This window comes from Streptococcus mitis, from assembly GCF_946190275.1.
In the GTDB taxonomy this organism is placed as follows: Bacteria; Bacillota; Bacilli; order Lactobacillales; family Streptococcaceae; genus Streptococcus; species Streptococcus mitis_DC.
In genome coordinates, this window is record NZ_CAMHZQ010000014.1 from 25,278 (window position 1) to 41,956 (window position 16,679).

Consider the following 16,679-nt stretch of genomic DNA (forward strand, 5'->3'; position numbering starts at 1 on the left):
CTCCCCTATTCTGTAATTCTGGTCAGATTCAACTCTTGGGCAACCCGACGTTCTTGTTCTGTTTGTTTACTTTTTTTATTGTAGATTTGGCTCTTCTTTAGAAAATCATAGTTGTTTTTCTTTGGAGCAGGTGCTGACACTTCTTCATTCTTGGTAGGGATAGAATGAACTTCTTCCGCCAAGATATAATGAGACTGGGTCAATTTTTGGCTATATTTGACAAATTCACCAGGATTTTCCTTTTGGAAAGGAGCTGTCGGTTGGTTGCCCTGTCTAAGAAGGCCTGATTTAGAATGACGTCTCGCACGGCTGAAATCCTGAGTTAGATAGTTAGCAGAGCGTTTCTTTTTCAAGTCTGCACGCGCTTCTTCACGCGCCACCTCTGCATAACTCTTTCCTTCTTTTTTAACCCCTAAAGGAGCTTTTTTAGGTTTCTCGACTTGCTTTTCAATCGGTTTGACTGGTGTTTCTTCAGCAATAGGAGCCCATTCTAAATAATTTTTATCTCGATACTCACCCTTGATATTACTGATCAGATCAGACTCATCGTACAAGTTCATGACTGGCATTTCAGTCAACATGACCTCGTCATCTGACACCAATGGAAATCGTTCTTGTTTCATTTTCTATTTCCTTTCAACACTTCATTATAGCGTATTGTCTTGATTTTTCAAGTGCTGGCTTCAGAAATTCCCAAAATTTCTCTAATTTCTGCTAGGGTGAGACTGCCACGTGACTCTGTGCCGTCCAATACTTGTGACACCAGATGTTTCTTCTGTTCTTGGAGTTCCTGAATTTTTTCTTCAATGGTTCCCTTGGTTACCAAGCGATAGACCTCAACCGTTTCTTCCTGCCCCATCCGATGGGCACGGCCAATGGCTTGCGCTTCCACCGCAGGATTCCACCAAAGGTCAACCAAGATAACCGTATCAGCACCTGTCAGGTTCAGACCGACCCCACCAGCCTTGAGGGAAATTAGAAAGGCGTCCCTTTCCCCTTGGTTAAAGGCCTTGGTCATGTCCTGTCTTTCCTTGGCTGGGGTTGAACCTGTAATTTTAAAGGAAGTCAAGCCCAAGTCTGGCAGTTCTTGCTCAATTTTTTCCAACATTCCCTTGAACTGAGAAAAAATCAAGACACGGTGTCCGCCGTCTGCCACCTGTACCAGCAGGTCTCGGAGACTATCCAGTTTGCCACTAGCTCCCTGATAATCCTCCATAAAGAGGGCAGGCGTATCACAGATTTGGCGCAAGCGCATCAGACCAGATAAGATTTCCACACGACTTCGCTGAAATTCCTGATCTGACACTTGAGCCAGACGCTCTCGCATCTGTTGCAACTGGGCTAGGTAGATAGCCTTTTGCTGGTCTTCCAGTTCATTTTTATAAACCACTTCAATCAAGTCTGGCAATTCAGTCAGAACTTCTTCTTTCTTGCGCCGCATAACGAAGGGCTTGATAAACTGAGCCACGCGCTCGGCTGGCAATTTCATAAATTCTTTCTTACTTGGCAAAAATCCTGGCATGACTATTTGGAAAATAGACCACAACTCACCCAGATGATTTTCAATAGGAGTCCCTGACAAGGCAAAGACTGACGGCACCACAAATTGTCTCAAGGTCTGGGCAATCTTGGTCTGGGCATTTTTCATAACCTGAGCTTCATCTAAGAAAAGGAAATCAAAGGCCATCCCCTGATAAAGCTCACTGTCCTGACGGAAGATAGCATAGCTTGTCACATAGATTTGATGGCTCTCAGCAAGAATCTCTTCACGACTAGCTTTCAAACCATGAACAACAGCCACATCTAACTGTGGGGCAAATTTTTGAAACTCATCTGCCCAGTTGTAAATCAAACCTGACGGAGCGAGAATCAAGACTCGACTTTCTTTTGTCACTTGGCTGGTCAAAAATGCAATGGTCTGGAGTGTTTTCCCCAATCCCATATCATCAGCCAAAATCCCACCAAAACCATAATGATGGAGCATTTGCAGCCAGCCGATTCCCTTTTCCTGATAATCTCGCAAGTCAGCCTGAACTTGAGTTGTTTGTCGAGGAAAGTCCTCTGGATGCGTCAAATCGTGAGCCAGATTCTGGAATTCCTGTGAAAAAGAAACACGGTCACGTCCTTCAAAGAGATGGGCTAAACTGTAAGCCAAAGATTTTCGAGTCTGCAATGTCCCATCTTTTAATTCAAATTGCCCCAATTCCCGCAAATTTTGGCTAATTTTCTTGGTTTCTTCATCGAAAAAGTAGACTTGATTGGACGAATCAATATAAAAATCTTGATTGTCAACCAAGGCCTGCATGGCTTGGTCAATTTCCTCCTGAGCAATATCTTGAAAATCAAACTGGATTTCCAAGAGACCTCCCTTGGAAGCAATCTGCACTTGAGGGCTCGCTAGGTTATAGAGTTCTTCTAACTTGTCTGATAGGTCAACATCCCCGAGTTTTTCAAAGACTGGAATGATGTCATGGAAGAAATGATAGACAGACTCGGCTTTTAAGGCCTGACGCCAAGATTGAAAATCGGCTTCAAAACCCGCTGCCAAACAGACTTGGAAAATTCTTTCTTCTAAGTCAGCATCACTCGAAAATGGCAATTCTTCTAGCTCTTGTCGGCTAGATACCTGTCTATCCCCATAATCAAACTGGATTTCTAAACGAATCCGATTATCCTCTTCCCTGTCAAAATAAAACGATGGAGAAAAAGTTTTGATTTGTAACCGTTCTGGAGCTGAGACGGTCCCCATCTGGCTAAAGAGTGTCAAACTGGAAGCCAATTTATCGCGGTCACTGCTATCAAATTGCAGGAATTTCTTTCCATGTTGATCCAAAGGCAGAGCTTTGATTTCCTTAAGAAGACGCATCTGCTGGTCTGTTAGAAAATAAACCTGTCCTTTATGGAAAAGCACAGCTCCCTGATAAAAGACATTGACCCTTGGACTCTCACTGATTTCCATTTCAAAATAATCCGAGTATTCTGTTACTGTAAATGCAAAGAGATTGGCACCAACATGTAAATCCTGAAAAAGCAAGGTCTGGTAGCTATTCACTTGGTGGTCAAATTGAAAATGGGGTAAGGCCATCAGTAAATTCACCCCCTGCTCAAAAAAGGTCAGAGGGAAAAAGAGATGCCGACCTTGATTTTGGAAAAAGAGGTCTGGAGCCTGTCCTTCCTCCATCAGTCCCCGCAAGAAAGTCAGAAGTTCTTGGCTGGCCTCATCAAAGGCTTCCCAAGAAAGAGACTCCTCATAAATCTTGCCAATCATATAAGACTTTCTCTGCTCGACAATCCTTAAAAAAAGTGGAATATCCCGAATAACATAGTATTTTTGGCTATTGATTTGGCCGATTCTCAGGGTCCACAAGATATGATTGGTTCCTGCTTCCACTTGCCCCACAGCCGATAATTCATAGGCACGTTCTGATTTTGGAGACAAGATTCGGTCCAAAAATTTGCCACCCAAGGTCACCTTGGTTTCAACGGCCTCTTTTTCTTCATGACCTTCTTCTAGACTCTGCAAGATTTCCTGACCACGCTCATCATTTTTTAGAAAATGCTCTAGAGCTGCCAAATGCACACAGTAGCCCCTCTTTTGGAAAAAATCGCAGGCACAAAAAACCAAATCATCCTCTAAACTATAGCGCAGTTCTTCTTCTGCCACGCGAGCGTAGAGCCGATTATTCTTTTCCTTGATGATGTCAACCTTACCAGTTTCATAAAGGGCAACGCCTTCGATACGGACTTTCCCCGGAATCAATTTAGCCATATTTTTACCTTTACCTTATCTTTTTATTATACCATATTTTCCCCTATGAAAATAGCCTTCTAGGATGACTTTTCTCCTAGAAGGCTGGATTTTTAACGTTTGGCAAAAGTCGTCACAATCCGCTGACAAACTTCTTGCAACAGGGATTTAGGCATGGCTACATTGAGACGGGCATGGAGACTTCCTTCCTCTCCAAAATCCAAACCACGGTTAAGGATAACCTTGGCTTCATTTCTCAACAGCTCTTGCAATGCTTCATCAGTCAGGTCATAGGCTGAAAAATCAAGCCAAATCAAGTAGGTTCCCTGCGGTTTCATAACCTTGATTTTAGTTTCTTTTTCAAATAGATCGACCACATAGTTGATGTGTTCTTCAAAGACTTGCTTGAGCTCCTCTAGCCAATCCTTCCCATAGCGATAGGCAGCTTCTGTCGCCAAATAACCCAAGCCTGAAATTTCGTGCTGATTATTGGCCAACTGGCGTTTCTGGTAAGCCAGTCTCAACTTAGGATTTTCAATGACTGCATAGGAATTTTTTGTCCCAGCAATGTTAAAGGTTTTAGTGGCACTAGTCAAGACAATCGCAAATTCTTTAAAGTCAGGGTTAATGGTATTGAAAGAATGATGCTTGTGACCAAAGAGAGCCAAATCTTGGTGAATCTCATCTGAAACTAACAAAACACCATGTTTTTGACAGAGTTGGCCAATCTTTTCCAACACTTCCTTTTCCCACACACGTCCACCAGGATTGTGAGGATTGCAGAGGATATAGAGTTTGACATCCTCTTCTACCAAATCCTTCTCCAACTTCTCAAAGTCAATCTCAAACAGACCATCCTTTTCCACCAAAGAATTGGTAATCAATCTGCGGTTATTCAACTTAACACTGCGAGCAAAAGGTGGGTAAACTGGTGTGTTAATCAGAACTGCCTCGCCTTCTTTTGTAAAGGCTTGAATAGCTGTTGAAATAGCTGGTACTACACCCTCGATAAAGATAAGAGCTTCTTTGTCAAAGTGATAGCCGTGTTGTGTCGCTTCCCACTTTTGAACTTCCTTAATTAAATCATCACTGGCATAAGTATAGCCATAAACCAATTGGTCTGCGTAAGTCTGCACAGCTTGGCGGATTTCAGGCAAGACCACAAAGTCCATATCCGCTATCCAAGCTGGTAGGACTTCGCTATCCGTTTCCGCCTCTTTCCATTTATAGGTATGGTGCCCTAAACGATTGGGCAGGCTTGTAAAATCATATTTCCCCATCTTTTTCTTATCCTTCCAAGGCTTGGCGCAAATCTGCAATCAAATCTCTAGCATCCTCAATCCCAATTGACAAACGCAAGAGGTCATCTGTCAAACCATAAGAATGGCGCACTTCTGCTGGAATATCAGCGTGGGTTTGGGTCGTTGGGTAAGTGATAAGACTTTCCACCCCACCTAAACTTTCCGCAAAAGAGAAGACCTTGAGACTATTCAAGATATGAGGAATGCGTGTTTCATCCGCTACTTTAAAGGAAATCATGCCTCCACGCCCAGTGTAGAGAACTTCCTTAACTGCTGGAGAATCCTTCAAAAAGGCAACCACTTCTTGGGCATTGGCTGTTGAGCGCTCCATACGAAGAGACAAGGTCTTGAGACCACGAATCAATTGATAACTGTCAAACGGAGACAAGACTGCCCCTGTCGTATTAAGATTGTAGAAAAGTTTCTCGTATAGTTCTAAACTATTGGTCACAACCACTCCAGCCAAGACATCATTGTGCCCTGCTAGATACTTAGTCGCTGAATGGAGAACGATATCAGCTCCATCTTCAATCGGACGTTGGTAGATAGGGCTGTAGAAGGTATTATCCACCACCACTTTGGCACCCTTAGCATGAGCCAATTTTGCTAGTTTTTCGATATCAAATTCCAACATCAAAGGATTGGTTGGTGTTTCGATATAGAGAACATCCACGTCCTTTTCTAACTCGGCAATCAACTCTTCTTCTGTATTGGCATAGGTAAAATGGAAACGACCTTCCTGTTCCACTTGGTTGAACCAGCGGAAAGAACCACCATAAAGGTCACGGACAGCCAAGACCTTACTACCTACTGGAAAGACGCTAAAGGCCAGTACAATAGCTGACATCCCTGAGCTAGTCGCTAGGGCATAGTCTGCGGACTCAATAGCCGCCAAGACTTCTTCAGCCTTACTACGAGTTGGGTTTTTGGTGCGCGTATAGTCAAATCCAGTAGATTGACCAAACTCTGGATGCTGATAAGTCGTTGAAAAATGAAGCGGTGTCACCAAAGCTCCTGTCGCTTCATCTGATTTGATACCCGCCTGGGCCAAAATTGTGTTGATGTGTAATTCCTTGCTCATACAATACCTCCAAATCTATAATAACTATTGTACCACTTATTTTCATCAACTCATTTTCTTCTTTTCAAGAGCTAGTTATAGTTTCAAACTATAGACTTATACTCTTCGAAAATCTCTTCAAACCACGTCAGCGTCGCCTTGTCGTAGGTATGTTACTGACTTCGTCAGTTCTATCCACAACCTCAAAATAATGTTTTGAGCAACCTGCGGCTAGCTTCCTAGTTTGCTCTTTGATGTTCATTGAGTATTAGCTAGTAAAGCTAAAAAGAATCCAGAAAAGCTTCCAGATTCTTTTGTGAAAATGATTGCTAGGGCTTACTTAGACTGAAAGAAATCCTGTTGGGCTAAATAGTCATAATGGTCTTTGTTAAATTGATATTGGCCCACATGCTGACTAATCTGACCGACATCCACGGAAAAAATATAGTCTTCATTTTGATAATGCCAATTAAGTCTAACTGTATTCAAGACGGTCTTATAAGTAAAATCTTGAACTTGATTCCAGGGCATCTCAAGGACTTGATTAGAGCGATTTTCAGTTATATCACTGATGTCCATCAAGTAGATTCCCTTAGATGTGAATGCTAGAATCTTAGGCTTCACACTCGACTGAACATAGTAGGAACCACCTATAATGAAAAAATCAATAAAGGATTTCAGCAATGTCTTTTTCTTAAAAGCCATCAGAAAATTCTTTTGCCCTTCAATGCGACAAGTTGACAGAAATGATGCAATCTGTTTTTCTGTCGCAAACTCCATAATAGCGCCCATGATGTTACCTCCATAATGATTAGTAAATAGGCAGATAAGAACTCTTCACTTAAAGAAGAACTTATCATTTGTTGCATTTTATCTTACTTTTCCAGTAGATTGCACCCCTCCTATAACATTACCCTAGCATGTGCATACTTAAATCAACATTGGGTAAATTTTCGAACGTAGTTTCTTATATTCATTATAACATAAATTTAATAAAGCAATTAAAAAATGTAAGCACTTTTCTTCCAATTTTTCCATCATTCTATATAAAAACGACAGCTTCTTTCGAAACCATCGTTTTTCTTGAAAAATCCTTATTTGACATGTTTTGCCAATTCTTCTTGGGCTTTTTTATTGGATTCTTCTTTTTCTTTCAACCATTTTTCTTTGGCTTTTTCATATTCGTCTTTCGTAACTGTCTTATCTTGTACTTTGAGGTATTTATATGATTCGACCCCTTTATTACCAGCTAATGAATACGGTGAAGAGAAAGGAACTGTTTTTCTCAATGTTGGTGTTCCACCCCGTGAAACATTTGGAATTGCTAGAGAGCTATCTACCAACCAGGCTTGGGCATCTGCATACTTTTCATAGCGTTTTGTAATATCTTGTTCCTTATTAGCATCTTCCAACATTTGAGTGTAGATATCCAATCCAACAGCCTTGGCCTTGTCATTGGCTTCACCTGGCTCTATACCTAGATTTTGCATCAAACCACCAGAATTAACATTAAAGACGTCAAGATAGGTTGAAGGGTCTTGATAGTCTGCACTCCAACCGCCATTGTAAAGATCATAATCTTTCTGAGCAGCAGTTTGAGCCAAATAGCTTGTATTGTCAAAATCTTCAGTAGTGAGTTGTTGAATATCAATTACAACATTTTCTGCACCTAAAGCTGCTTCAATAGATTGCTTCATAGAGTTTGCCTCTTGGACACCCTTTTTATCAGCTTGGTCAACTGTCATGTCCAAGTGGATAGGGAATTGGACTCCTTTGGCTTGGAGTTCTTTCTTAGCCTCTGCAAATTTAGCCTTGGCTTTTTCAGCATTGTAGTATGGATCCTGGGCATCTGCAAAGTTGATTCCTTGCCATTCCTTACCATAATTCACCATCTTAGAAGCTACTACTTCACCAAAGTCTTTTCCATTGATACTTACAAATGTTGGAGGAACGACAAGGTTACGCAAAATCTTAGTTGCCCCCTCTTCTCCTTGAGATTGAGCCCCGTAGGCTGTACGATCATAGGCAAAATTAATGGCTTGACGGAAGTTTTTGTTAAGAACCGCTTCTTGTGTAGATTTCTTCTCAGCATCACTTGTTTTTGAAGTGAATTTATAAGATTTTCTATCTAAGTTGAAGTTTAAGAAGTAAGATGTAGCATCTTGCAGACTATAGATGATATTGTCTTTATTCTTCTCTTTGATTCCTTCGAAGCTTGAACTATTTGGATAAAGACGAGCATAGCTATAGGCTCCCTCTACATAGTTACGAGCCAGTGCATCTTGGTCACTACCATCATAATAGGCCAATTTCACATCATCTACAAAGACATTTTTAGCATCCCAGTAGTTAGGATTTTTCTTGTATTCGATGACCGATTTTGAAACAAAGGATTTCATCAAGAAAGGTCCATTGTACAAAATGCTAGATGGATCTACCTTCCCAAAATCATCCCCTTTTGATTTCAAGAAATCAGCGTTGACTGGGAAGAGAATGGTTGAAGTTGTTTTTGAGTTCCAGTAAGGTTCTGGTCGTGTCAAGGTATATTGAACGGTTTGGTCATCTAGAGCCTTAACTCCGACAGTTGAAAAGTCTGTTGTTTTACCAGTGATATAGTCATCTAAACCTGCAACGGATTCTTGCACTAAGTACAAGGCTTCTGATTTTTTATCAGCCGCATATTTCAAACCAGTTACAAAATCTTGGGCAGTTACAGGAGCATATTCCTCTCCATCTGCAGTATACCATTTAGCATCTTTCCGCAGTTTGTAGGTATAGGTCAAACCGTCCTTAGAAACACTCCAATCCTCTGCCAAGGATGGGATATAGTTCCCATACTGGTCATTTTCCATGAGCCCATCTACCAAATTAACCACGATATCATTGGTTGTTGCACGGTTTTCTGCTAGATAGTTCAAACTTGATGGGTCACTTACGTAAACATAGTTATATGTTTTTGACCCTGTGCTAGAATTTCCACAGGCACTTAACAAAATACCTGCACTTAACACGACACCTGCAAGCGTTGCATACTTGGCCTTAGACTTTTTCATTTCCAGAACCTCCTGATTTAAATATTTGTTTTATTATACAGACTAACTACTTTTTAGTCAAGTGTTTTTTGACATAAAATTCAATTACTTTCGTTATTTATTCTCTGTTTTACATTTTATATCCAATTCTAACAATAAAAAATGAATAAGAGAGTGTTTTGGTTTTTAAAAAACTCAACTTATTCATTTTATTTATAAATTATTTTTTAAGAAATTTTTAATTTTGCTCGCAGGCGATCTGCTTGGGCTTTTCCAATCACCTTATCCAACAAACGGGTACGGAGACTCATGACCCCGTATACTCCTCCACCCATGGCACCGACAAGAGCTACATAAAGGAAGCTCCACAAACGTCCACTTGGTTGGAATACAAATCCTAAAATCCACTGGATGGCACCTACACCGATGAACATAACAAGGGTCAACAAACTGATTAAAATGGTTCGCTTCAAAATCACCTTGCGCTTAACACCAGTTACTTGACAAATATCCCGATACATCAAGACGTTAGGAATGATAAGACCGATGGTTGTGGAAATTAAAGGACCATAACTGTGGAAGAGAGCGATGGTTGGAAGTTGCAAGACTAGCTTGGCAATAGAACCATAGATAAAATAAAGAACTGCCTTGCGATTTCGGAACATGGCTTGAAGCATTGGAGACAAGACCATGTACAAGCCTAAAATAGTAGACTGCAAAACTGCAAAGACAAACAAGCCCATGGCCAAACTATCTGGCTTGCCATAGAAGACTGTATAAAGAGGTTCTCCTACCATAACCACTCCAACCGTTGCTGGTAGCAAGAATAGGAAAAGCATGGTAATACTGTCCTGAACTAGACGAGAAGCCGCCTTCAAGTCCCCCTTGACATAGTTTTCAGTCAAAAGTGGCAAACCGACGCTCCCAATTGAAACCCCAACAGAAATCAAAATCATAGTAATTTTATTTGGATTGGCAGAAAAATAAGAAAACATGACAATTAAGTCTTCATTACTGTAGTTGCTAAACCACTTCATGCTATTGATAAAGGTATTTTGGTCCAAGATTTGGAAAAGCTGAATAGCCGAACCAGTCAAGATAAAAGGAATAGCTTCCTTAATGGTATCAACCAAAAGACGCTTGCTGTTAATCTTATCTCCTGTTTCAAAGACTCTTTTGAGTAAACCTTCTTGAGCAAGGAAATAGACCAAAACTGCAAAACTAGCTACCATGCCGACAAAGGCCGCAAAGGTCGATTGGGTAACCGCTGCTAGGTAATCTCCTGAACCGAGCTTCATAATGATAAAGGTTGCTAAGAGCATCCAGATAACACGAATGACCTGCTCAGCGATTTGGCTCATGGCATAAGGTTTGAGGTTATTCATCCCTTGGAAAAATCCTCGGATAACACTCATAGACGGGAAAATCAAGACTCCCCAAGCCAAGCTTTGCATGATTGGGATCAAGTCTTTGCCCACGCCAGACAAGTCTGCTAGCCAAGGAGCAAAGACATACAAGATTAGAGCAAAAACGAGGCCTAGTCCTGTCATAAATCCTAGAAAGCTTCTAATCAGGGCAAAGCTATGCTCCTCTTCTCGCATGGTATTATACTTGGCAACTTGCTTGGCCACCGCAACTGGAATACCTGCTGTTGAAACCAGCAAGAACCAGGCATAGATATTATAACCCATGGTAAAGAGACCATTGGCCGTAGCCGCATAAGACCCCATCCAGATGTACCATGGAATAATATAAATAGCCCCGAGTAGGCGACTAATAAAGTTACTAGCCGTTAACCAAGCAGTCCCCCGTAACATCTGGGCCTGCTGGTGATTGTTTTCGTGCGACATAGATTCCTCATTCAATTTTGATAACTAGGAAAAACTCCTTATCTTCCATTATAAACTTTTCCTTGTTACTTGTAAATTTGCGACTTTCGGTTTACAATAGAAAGTATGATTAAGATTGAAACCGTATTAGATATTTTAAAGAAAGATGGTCTCTTCCGTGAGATTATCGACCAAGGACACTATCACTACAACTACAGCCATGTCGTGTTTGACACCATCTGCTATGACAGTCGCAAGGCTAAAGAAAAGAGCCTCTTTTTCGTCAAGGGTGCTGCCTTTAAGAAGGAATTTCTTCTTTCAGCAATCTCTCAAGGACTCGGTTGGTATGTGGCTGAAAAAGACTATGAGGTTAGTATTCCTGCCATTATCGTTAGCGATATCAAGAAAGCCATGAGTTTGATTGCTATGGAATTTTATGTCAATCCACAGAAAAAACTCAAACTCCTTGCCTTTACTGGTACTAAGGGGAAGACAACAGCAGCCTATTTCGCCTATAACATCTTATCTCAAGGGCATCGACCGGCTATGCTCTCGACTATGAATACAACTCTAGATGGTAAAACTTTCTTTAAGTCTGCATTGACAACCCCTGAGAGTATTGACCTCTTTGATATGATGCATCAAGCTGTGCAAAATGACCGTTCCCACCTCATCATGGAAGTCTCCAGTCAAGCCTATCTGGTCAAACGTGTCTATGGTCTAACCTTTGATGTGGGAGTTTTCCTCAATATCAGCCCAGACCATATCGGCCCGATTGAACACCCTAGCTTTGAAGACTACTTCTACCATAAGCGTCTCTTGATGGAAAATAGCCGAGCAGTCATCATTAACAGTGACATGGATCACTTTTCTGTCTTGAAAGAACAAGTGGCAGATCAAGACCATGATTTCTATGGTAGCCAATCAAATAATCAAATCGAGAATTCCAAAGCCTTTAGCTTTTCAGCTACGGGTAAACTCGCTGGTGATTATAATATCCAACTGATTGGTCACTTCAACCAAGAAAATGCAGTCGCTGCTGGGCTTGCTTGCCTTCGTCTCGGAGCCAGTCTTGAGAACATCAAAAAAGGAATTGCTGCAACCCGCGTTCCTGGTCGTATGGAAGTCCTTACTCAGAAAAATGGAGCCAAGGTCTTCATCGACTATGCCCACAATGGTGATAGTCTAAAAAAACTCATCAATGTGGTTGAAACTCATCAAACTGGAAAGATTGCTCTGGTTCTGGGTTCGACAGGAAATAAAGGAGAAAGCCGTCGTAAGGACTTTGGCCTCCTCCTTAATCAACATCCTGAGATTCAAGTCTTTCTGACTGCTGATGACCCCAACTACGAAAACCCAATGGCTATTGCGGATGAAATTAGTAGCTATATCGATCATCCTGTTGAAAAAATTGTGGATCGCCAAGAGGCCATCAGGGCAGCTATGGCTATCACAAATCACGAATTAGATGCAGTTATTATTGCTGGTAAGGGAGCAGATTGCTACCAAATCGTCCAAGGCAAGAAAGAAGCCTATCCTGGAGATGCCGCCGTAGCAGAAAATTATTTATAAGATAGTAAAAAAATCAAGGGAAATGAAACCCTTGATTTTTTCTATCTTTATTTAAAAGCGTTTTTCAAACCTTCAACGGCACCTTCTACAGCACCTTTCGCATCTTCAACTACTTCTTTTGCCTTAGCAACTGTCTTTTCTACAGCGCCTTCTGCTTCAGTCTTGCTATCCCCAGTAACTTTACCAAATCCTTCTTTGATAGCGCCTGTTGCTTGTTCCAATTTGTTTTCAAGTGACATATGATTGTCTCCTTTAGTTTATTCCGATATGTGTTACCGATTACATATAGTTTATACCGAATACTAAGGAAAGTCAAACAATGTGCTCAGAAAAAGAAATCACGCTAAATAGAAAGTTAATCTCTCCTTATCAAAATCGATAGCCAACTCATACTTTCCGTCTTCATTTTGGACAATATAGCCTAGGACGACTAAACTATCCACAAAGATATCACGGCGTTTCTGCATAAGCTGGTCTTTTTTGAGAAATTTCAACAAAAAAGTCGTCATATACTTGAGGGCATACTCAGGATTGACATCTCCTAAAATGTCATAAAGTTCCTGCTGTTTTTCTGTCAAAGGATACTGATGTTTGACCTTGTAGAAATAATTAGACAGGGTCATTTTAGTGCGCGCAAAATCTGTTTTTTCAACTAAAATAGCTGCATTGGTTTGATTGCGCAACTCCGTCTCAAAAGTTTTCTCCGACAAGACTGGATAGACTGGACTATCTTCTCTGACAAAAATCTCTTGATCCAGTTCGAGACTATCAAGTGATTCAAGTATAGGAAGATTAAGGTAATAACGCTTATTTTCTCGTAGAATCAAACCTGCCTTTATATACTCTTCCATGAGTTTATCAACTGCTACATCTGGAAACTTGGCCTTAATTTCCCGTAAAATCACATCCTCATGCTGGTCCAGATAGCGGATCAATTCTCCAAAAAATGGTTGTCTCGTCAAACGAGATGGATTAAAAATCTGAATCATGAAGATTCCTTTCTTTACATTCTAACAGAGGCGATGCTGCCAACTGACTGGGATTGGTCCCAGCTTGGTTCAGAGGAACAGGCAAACCTAGTTCTCTATAATACTCTCTCCAAAAATCACTAATCTCCTGCTCCCCATCTCCAAATTTCATGGGAATAGTTTCAAAAATGGGGAGAATTTCTGCCATGTACTGGGAACAGTAAAAACCATGTCCATCTGGATAGAAAGAAGCATTATAAGGAGCTCCAAGATGTTTGCAAGCTTTTTCCTTCACAGACTGGATATCCATTTCTGGGTAAACATATAGGTCGTACAAGTGATTGGACTCAAAGAAGTTTGCTGGTTCCTGACAAACAACACCAGCCTGTCCACTAGCATGGTAAATCATCCCATCCACATAAATGGCAACATGGTTATAGTTACCTGTGGAAGTCTGGATGGCCTGTCCCATATCTGACTCATCTCTCACAAAAATCATACTTTTCGAAAATCAAATTCAAACCACGTCAGCGTCGCCTTACCGTACTCAAGTACAGCTTGCGGCTAGCTTCCTAGTTTGCTCTTTGATTTTCATTGAGTATCAAATCGCCATTTGCTAACATGCTTCACTCCTAGAAAAAAAGGAGCCGAAACTCCTTTCGATATAAGTCAAACTAGCCTGTTCTAATTTGAATTAACACTCAAAATCTTAAGCATTAAAGCTTTCAGTCAATTGAGGTACCACTTGTTTCTTACGTGAAACGGCACCAGCAAGGAAAGCATGATTGTTTTCAAGTTTGAAGTTGAAGGCTGCCTCAACCTTGTCCATATTGGCACCAAGAGCCAAGATTTCTGAGTTTGAGTTGACGATATCTGTAATCATCAAGACAAAGTCAGAATAGCCATTTGCTGTGTTCGCAGCTTGCATTGCAGCTTCAATTTCTGCTTGACGTTCCAAAACTTCAGCGATGTCAACTGTGTTTACTTGGGCAACACGGACATTATTTCCGTTCAATTCAAAAGTTTTAGCATCGATGTCAATCAATTCTTCAGCAGATTTGCTAGCCAAATTTGTACCAGCTTTCAACATTGCCAAACCATACTCTTCCAAGTTGACACCAGCTAATTCAGCCAATTCAGGAGCAATAACCTTATCTGTTGGGTGTGTTGTTGGTGATTTCAAAAGAAGGGTATCTGAGATCAAACCTGAAAGCATCAAACCAGCAATCTCTTTAGGCACAGCTACACCATGTTCTTTGAACATACGGTAAACGATTGAAGACGCTGAACCAACTGGCTCCAAACGCATGTAGAGTGGGCTTGCAGTTTCAAAGTTAGCCACACGGTGGTGGTCTACAACACCATAAACTTCTACTTCAGCGATATCTGATACAGATTGTTGGAATTCATTGTGGTCAGTCAGGATAACTTGCTCTGCACCTTCTGCTTTAGCAGAAGTGATAACACGCGGTGCTTCCACACCAAAATAGTTCAAGACAAAGGCTGTTTCTTCATTTGGAGTTCCAAGGGCAACAGCTTCCGTATCCAAACCGTAAGCTTCTTTTGCAAGGTAGGCAAAGGCTACAGATGACCCGATGGCATCTGAGTCTGGATTTTGGTGACCAAATACTAGAATCTTAGACATGATAATACCTCATTTTGTTTATTCTCTTTATTGTAGCATTTTTTTCACTTTTTGACAAAAGTAAGAGGAGTCAAATGACTCCTCACGATTCTTCAAAATAACTAAGTAAATTTCTATCTTGATTTTCAGATAAAAATCTTTCCTTCTGTGGCCTCTTCTTACGCTTGAACAGGGCTTCTGCCGACATGGCTTCTTCCTTACTGGCAAAACCTTGAGCATAGATAAGTTTGACTGGTAATCGTGCTCGTGTATATTTGGCTCCCTTCCCACTATTGTGGACAGCGAGGCGTCTTCTCACATCAGTCGTATATCCTGTATAATAGGATCCGTCACGGCACTCCAGCACGTACATATAAGCCTTATGATCCATAATAAATCTCTTCAAGTTCGGGCGTATAGGAACCATCATCATTGTGGACAATCAAAGGAGGCAAGACCTTAAAGCCACTTGTCGAACCATCCTTGATAGCCTCAATCAAAAGCATATTGGCTTCCTTTTCTCTTTTTGGATAAACAAACTGCAGGCGCTTAGGCGCTAGATTATAGCGTTGTAAGGTATCCAAAATATCCAGAAGACGATCAGGACGATGAACCATGGCCAAACGCCCATTGGACTTGAGAATACTCTGGGCACTACGACAGATTTCCTGCAAATTGGTCGTGATTTCGTGGCGAGCCAAGAGATAATGTTCACTCTCGTTCAGATTGGAATGAGGATCCACCTTGAAATAGGGTGGATTACACAAAATCATATCCACCTTACTTCCCTGAATGTGAGCAGGCATATTTTTCAAATCATCACAGATGACCTGCATCTGCTCTTCTAATCCATTCAAACGGACAGAGCGTTCAGCCATATCCGCCAAACGCTCCTGAATCTCAACAGCCAAAATCTGTGCCTGAGTACGAGTGCTAGCAAATAGCCCCACTGCTCCATTTCCAGCACAGAAATCCACAATCAAACCCTTCTTAGGAAAACGTGGAAAGCGTGACAAGAGAACACTATCCACCGAATAGCTAAAAACCTCTCTATTTTGAATGATTTTAATATCTGTCGAAAAGAGCTGGTTAATGCGCTCTCCTGATTTTAATAATTGTTCTTCTTCCATGGTCCTATTATAGCAAATTTATATTAACATTACAAAGAATATAGATTTCTAACTAATTCTTCTGCTTCTTCAAATGTTGAAGGGCTTCCTTGGTCCAAATTGGCATCATTCTTTTGAGAGGCGCAAATCCGTAGTTAAAGCGGTCACTCGAAAAGCGTCTCCGTCTAGGAAACTGGTGCTTTTCTTCCTCCAAAGTACGGATAGAAAGACTGGCTTTCCCTGTAAATTCATCTAAATCCACTACCTGAACTTGAACCTCTTCATCGACTTTCAAGGCTTCATGAATATTTTCAATAAATCCGGTACGAATCTCTGAAATGTGAATCAGCCCCGTATCACCCGTCTCTAATTCAACAAAGGCACCGTAGGGCTGAATCCCTGTAATACGCCCCTTTAGCTTATCACCGATTTTCAT

At 41.1% G+C, this 16,679-nt stretch carries 15 protein-coding genes; 1 reads left to right on the forward strand and 14 read right to left on the reverse strand.

Going from position 1 to position 16,679, the window contains the following annotated elements; all coding sequences use genetic code 11:
* Positions 1–5: 5 nt before the first annotated feature.
* The 7 genes from N8M20_RS07735 to N8M20_RS07765 form a co-directional block, all read right to left on the reverse strand.
* Complete coding sequence (locus N8M20_RS07735; protein WP_033677692.1) at positions 6–623, reverse strand: divisome accessory protein ZapJ; 618 nt, start codon at positions 621–623, stop codon at positions 6–8.
* Between the two features lie 47 nt (positions 624–670).
* Positions 671–3,769, reverse strand: coding sequence for a pilus expression-regulating Snf2 family helicase (locus N8M20_RS07740; protein ID WP_261079664.1), 3,099 nt, complete (start codon positions 3,767–3,769; stop codon positions 671–673).
* A gap of 92 nt (positions 3,770–3,861) precedes the next feature.
* Positions 3,862–5,028, reverse strand: a complete 1,167-nt coding sequence (locus tag N8M20_RS07745; RefSeq protein WP_261079665.1) for a MalY/PatB family protein — start codon at positions 5,026–5,028, stop codon at positions 3,862–3,864.
* 7 nt (positions 5,029–5,035) lie between these two features.
* Complete coding sequence (locus tag N8M20_RS07750; protein WP_016399612.1) at positions 5,036–6,130, reverse strand: cystathionine gamma-synthase; 1,095 nt, start codon at positions 6,128–6,130, stop codon at positions 5,036–5,038.
* 315 nt (positions 6,131–6,445) lie between these two features.
* Positions 6,446–6,901 (reverse strand): hypothetical protein, encoded by a 456-nt coding sequence (locus N8M20_RS07755; protein WP_261079666.1) that lies wholly within the window; start codon positions 6,899–6,901, stop codon positions 6,446–6,448.
* Positions 6,902–7,203: 302 nt separating this feature from the next.
* Positions 7,204–9,162, reverse strand: coding sequence for a peptide ABC transporter substrate-binding protein (locus tag N8M20_RS07760; RefSeq protein WP_261079667.1), 1,959 nt, complete (start codon positions 9,160–9,162; stop codon positions 7,204–7,206).
* Between the two features lie 206 nt (positions 9,163–9,368).
* Positions 9,369–10,991 (reverse strand): putative polysaccharide biosynthesis protein, encoded by a 1,623-nt coding sequence (locus tag N8M20_RS07765; RefSeq protein ID WP_261079668.1) that lies wholly within the window; start codon positions 10,989–10,991, stop codon positions 9,369–9,371.
* Positions 10,992–11,096: 105 nt separating this feature from the next.
* Here N8M20_RS07765 and N8M20_RS07770 point away from each other — a divergent pair, with 105 nt between their 5' ends.
* Complete coding sequence (locus N8M20_RS07770) at positions 11,097–12,542, forward strand: UDP-N-acetylmuramoyl-L-alanyl-D-glutamate--L-lysine ligase (RefSeq protein ID WP_261079669.1); 1,446 nt, start codon at positions 11,097–11,099, stop codon at positions 12,540–12,542.
* A 47-nt stretch (positions 12,543–12,589) separates the two neighbouring features.
* On the opposite strand, the gene N8M20_RS07775 is transcribed toward N8M20_RS07770, so the two are convergent.
* The 7 genes from N8M20_RS07775 to N8M20_RS07805 form a co-directional block, all read right to left on the reverse strand.
* Positions 12,590–12,781, reverse strand: a complete 192-nt coding sequence (locus N8M20_RS07775) for a CsbD family protein (protein ID WP_000051184.1) — start codon at positions 12,779–12,781, stop codon at positions 12,590–12,592.
* 99 nt (positions 12,782–12,880) lie between these two features.
* On the reverse strand, positions 12,881–13,531 hold the full coding sequence (locus tag N8M20_RS07780; protein ID WP_261079671.1) for a DUF1803 domain-containing protein: 651 nt from the start codon (positions 13,529–13,531) through the stop codon (positions 12,881–12,883).
* On the reverse strand, positions 13,515–14,009 hold the full coding sequence (locus N8M20_RS07785; protein ID WP_261079675.1) for a YiiX/YebB-like N1pC/P60 family cysteine hydrolase: 495 nt from the start codon (positions 14,007–14,009) through the stop codon (positions 13,515–13,517). Before N8M20_RS07785 ends, N8M20_RS07780 begins: the two co-directional genes overlap by 17 nt.
* A 210-nt stretch (positions 14,010–14,219) precedes the next feature.
* Positions 14,220–15,155 carry a manganese-dependent inorganic pyrophosphatase gene (locus N8M20_RS07790; protein WP_075232195.1) on the reverse strand — a complete coding sequence of 312 codons (936 nt, stop codon included), beginning with the start codon at positions 15,153–15,155 and terminating at the stop codon, positions 14,220–14,222.
* Positions 15,156–15,237: 82 nt separating this feature from the next.
* Positions 15,238–15,525, reverse strand: a complete 288-nt coding sequence (locus N8M20_RS07795; RefSeq protein ID WP_261079676.1) for a GIY-YIG nuclease family protein — start codon at positions 15,523–15,525, stop codon at positions 15,238–15,240.
* Entirely contained in the window at positions 15,515–16,264 is a 750-nt protein-coding gene (locus N8M20_RS07800) for a tRNA1(Val) (adenine(37)-N6)-methyltransferase (RefSeq protein WP_261079696.1), read from the reverse strand. Before N8M20_RS07800 ends, N8M20_RS07795 begins: the two co-directional genes overlap by 11 nt.
* A 52-nt stretch (positions 16,265–16,316) precedes the next feature.
* On the reverse strand, positions 16,317–16,679 hold the full coding sequence (locus N8M20_RS07805; RefSeq protein WP_023943268.1) for a S1 RNA-binding domain-containing protein: 363 nt from the start codon (positions 16,677–16,679) through the stop codon (positions 16,317–16,319).

Coding starts and splice junctions, on each gene's coding strand:
- N8M20_RS07735 (WP_033677692.1), bottom strand. CDS start 623: ATGAAACAAGAACGATTTCCATTGGTGTCAGATGACGAGGTCATGTTG.
- N8M20_RS07740 (WP_261079664.1), bottom strand. CDS start 3,769: ATGGCTAAATTGATTCCGGGGAAAGTCCGTATCGAAGGCGTTGCCCTT.
- N8M20_RS07745 (WP_261079665.1), bottom strand. CDS start 5,028: ATGGGGAAATATGATTTTACAAGCCTGCCCAATCGTTTAGGGCACCAT.
- N8M20_RS07750 (WP_016399612.1), bottom strand. CDS start 6,130: ATGAGCAAGGAATTACACATCAACACAATTTTGGCCCAGGCGGGTATC.
- N8M20_RS07755 (WP_261079666.1), bottom strand. CDS start 6,901: ATGGGCGCTATTATGGAGTTTGCGACAGAAAAACAGATTGCATCATTT.
- N8M20_RS07760 (WP_261079667.1), bottom strand. CDS start 9,162: ATGAAAAAGTCTAAGGCCAAGTATGCAACGCTTGCAGGTGTCGTGTTA.
- N8M20_RS07765 (WP_261079668.1), bottom strand. CDS start 10,991: ATGTCGCACGAAAACAATCACCAGCAGGCCCAGATGTTACGGGGGACT.
- N8M20_RS07770 (WP_261079669.1), top strand. CDS start 11,097: ATGATTAAGATTGAAACCGTATTAGATATTTTAAAGAAAGATGGTCTC.
- N8M20_RS07775 (WP_000051184.1), bottom strand. CDS start 12,781: ATGTCACTTGAAAACAAATTGGAACAAGCAACAGGCGCTATCAAAGAA.
- N8M20_RS07780 (WP_261079671.1), bottom strand. CDS start 13,531: ATGATTCAGATTTTTAATCCATCTCGTTTGACGAGACAACCATTTTTT.
- N8M20_RS07785 (WP_261079675.1), bottom strand. CDS start 14,009: ATGATTTTTGTGAGAGATGAGTCAGATATGGGACAGGCCATCCAGACT.
- N8M20_RS07790 (WP_075232195.1), bottom strand. CDS start 15,155: ATGTCTAAGATTCTAGTATTTGGTCACCAAAATCCAGACTCAGATGCC.
- N8M20_RS07795 (WP_261079676.1), bottom strand. CDS start 15,525: ATGGATCATAAGGCTTATATGTACGTGCTGGAGTGCCGTGACGGATCC.
- N8M20_RS07800 (WP_261079696.1), bottom strand. CDS start 16,264: ATGGAAGAAGAACAATTATTAAAATCAGGAGAGCGCATTAACCAGCTC.
- N8M20_RS07805 (WP_023943268.1), bottom strand. CDS start 16,679: ATGAAAATCGGTGATAAGCTAAAGGGGCGTATTACAGGGATTCAGCCC.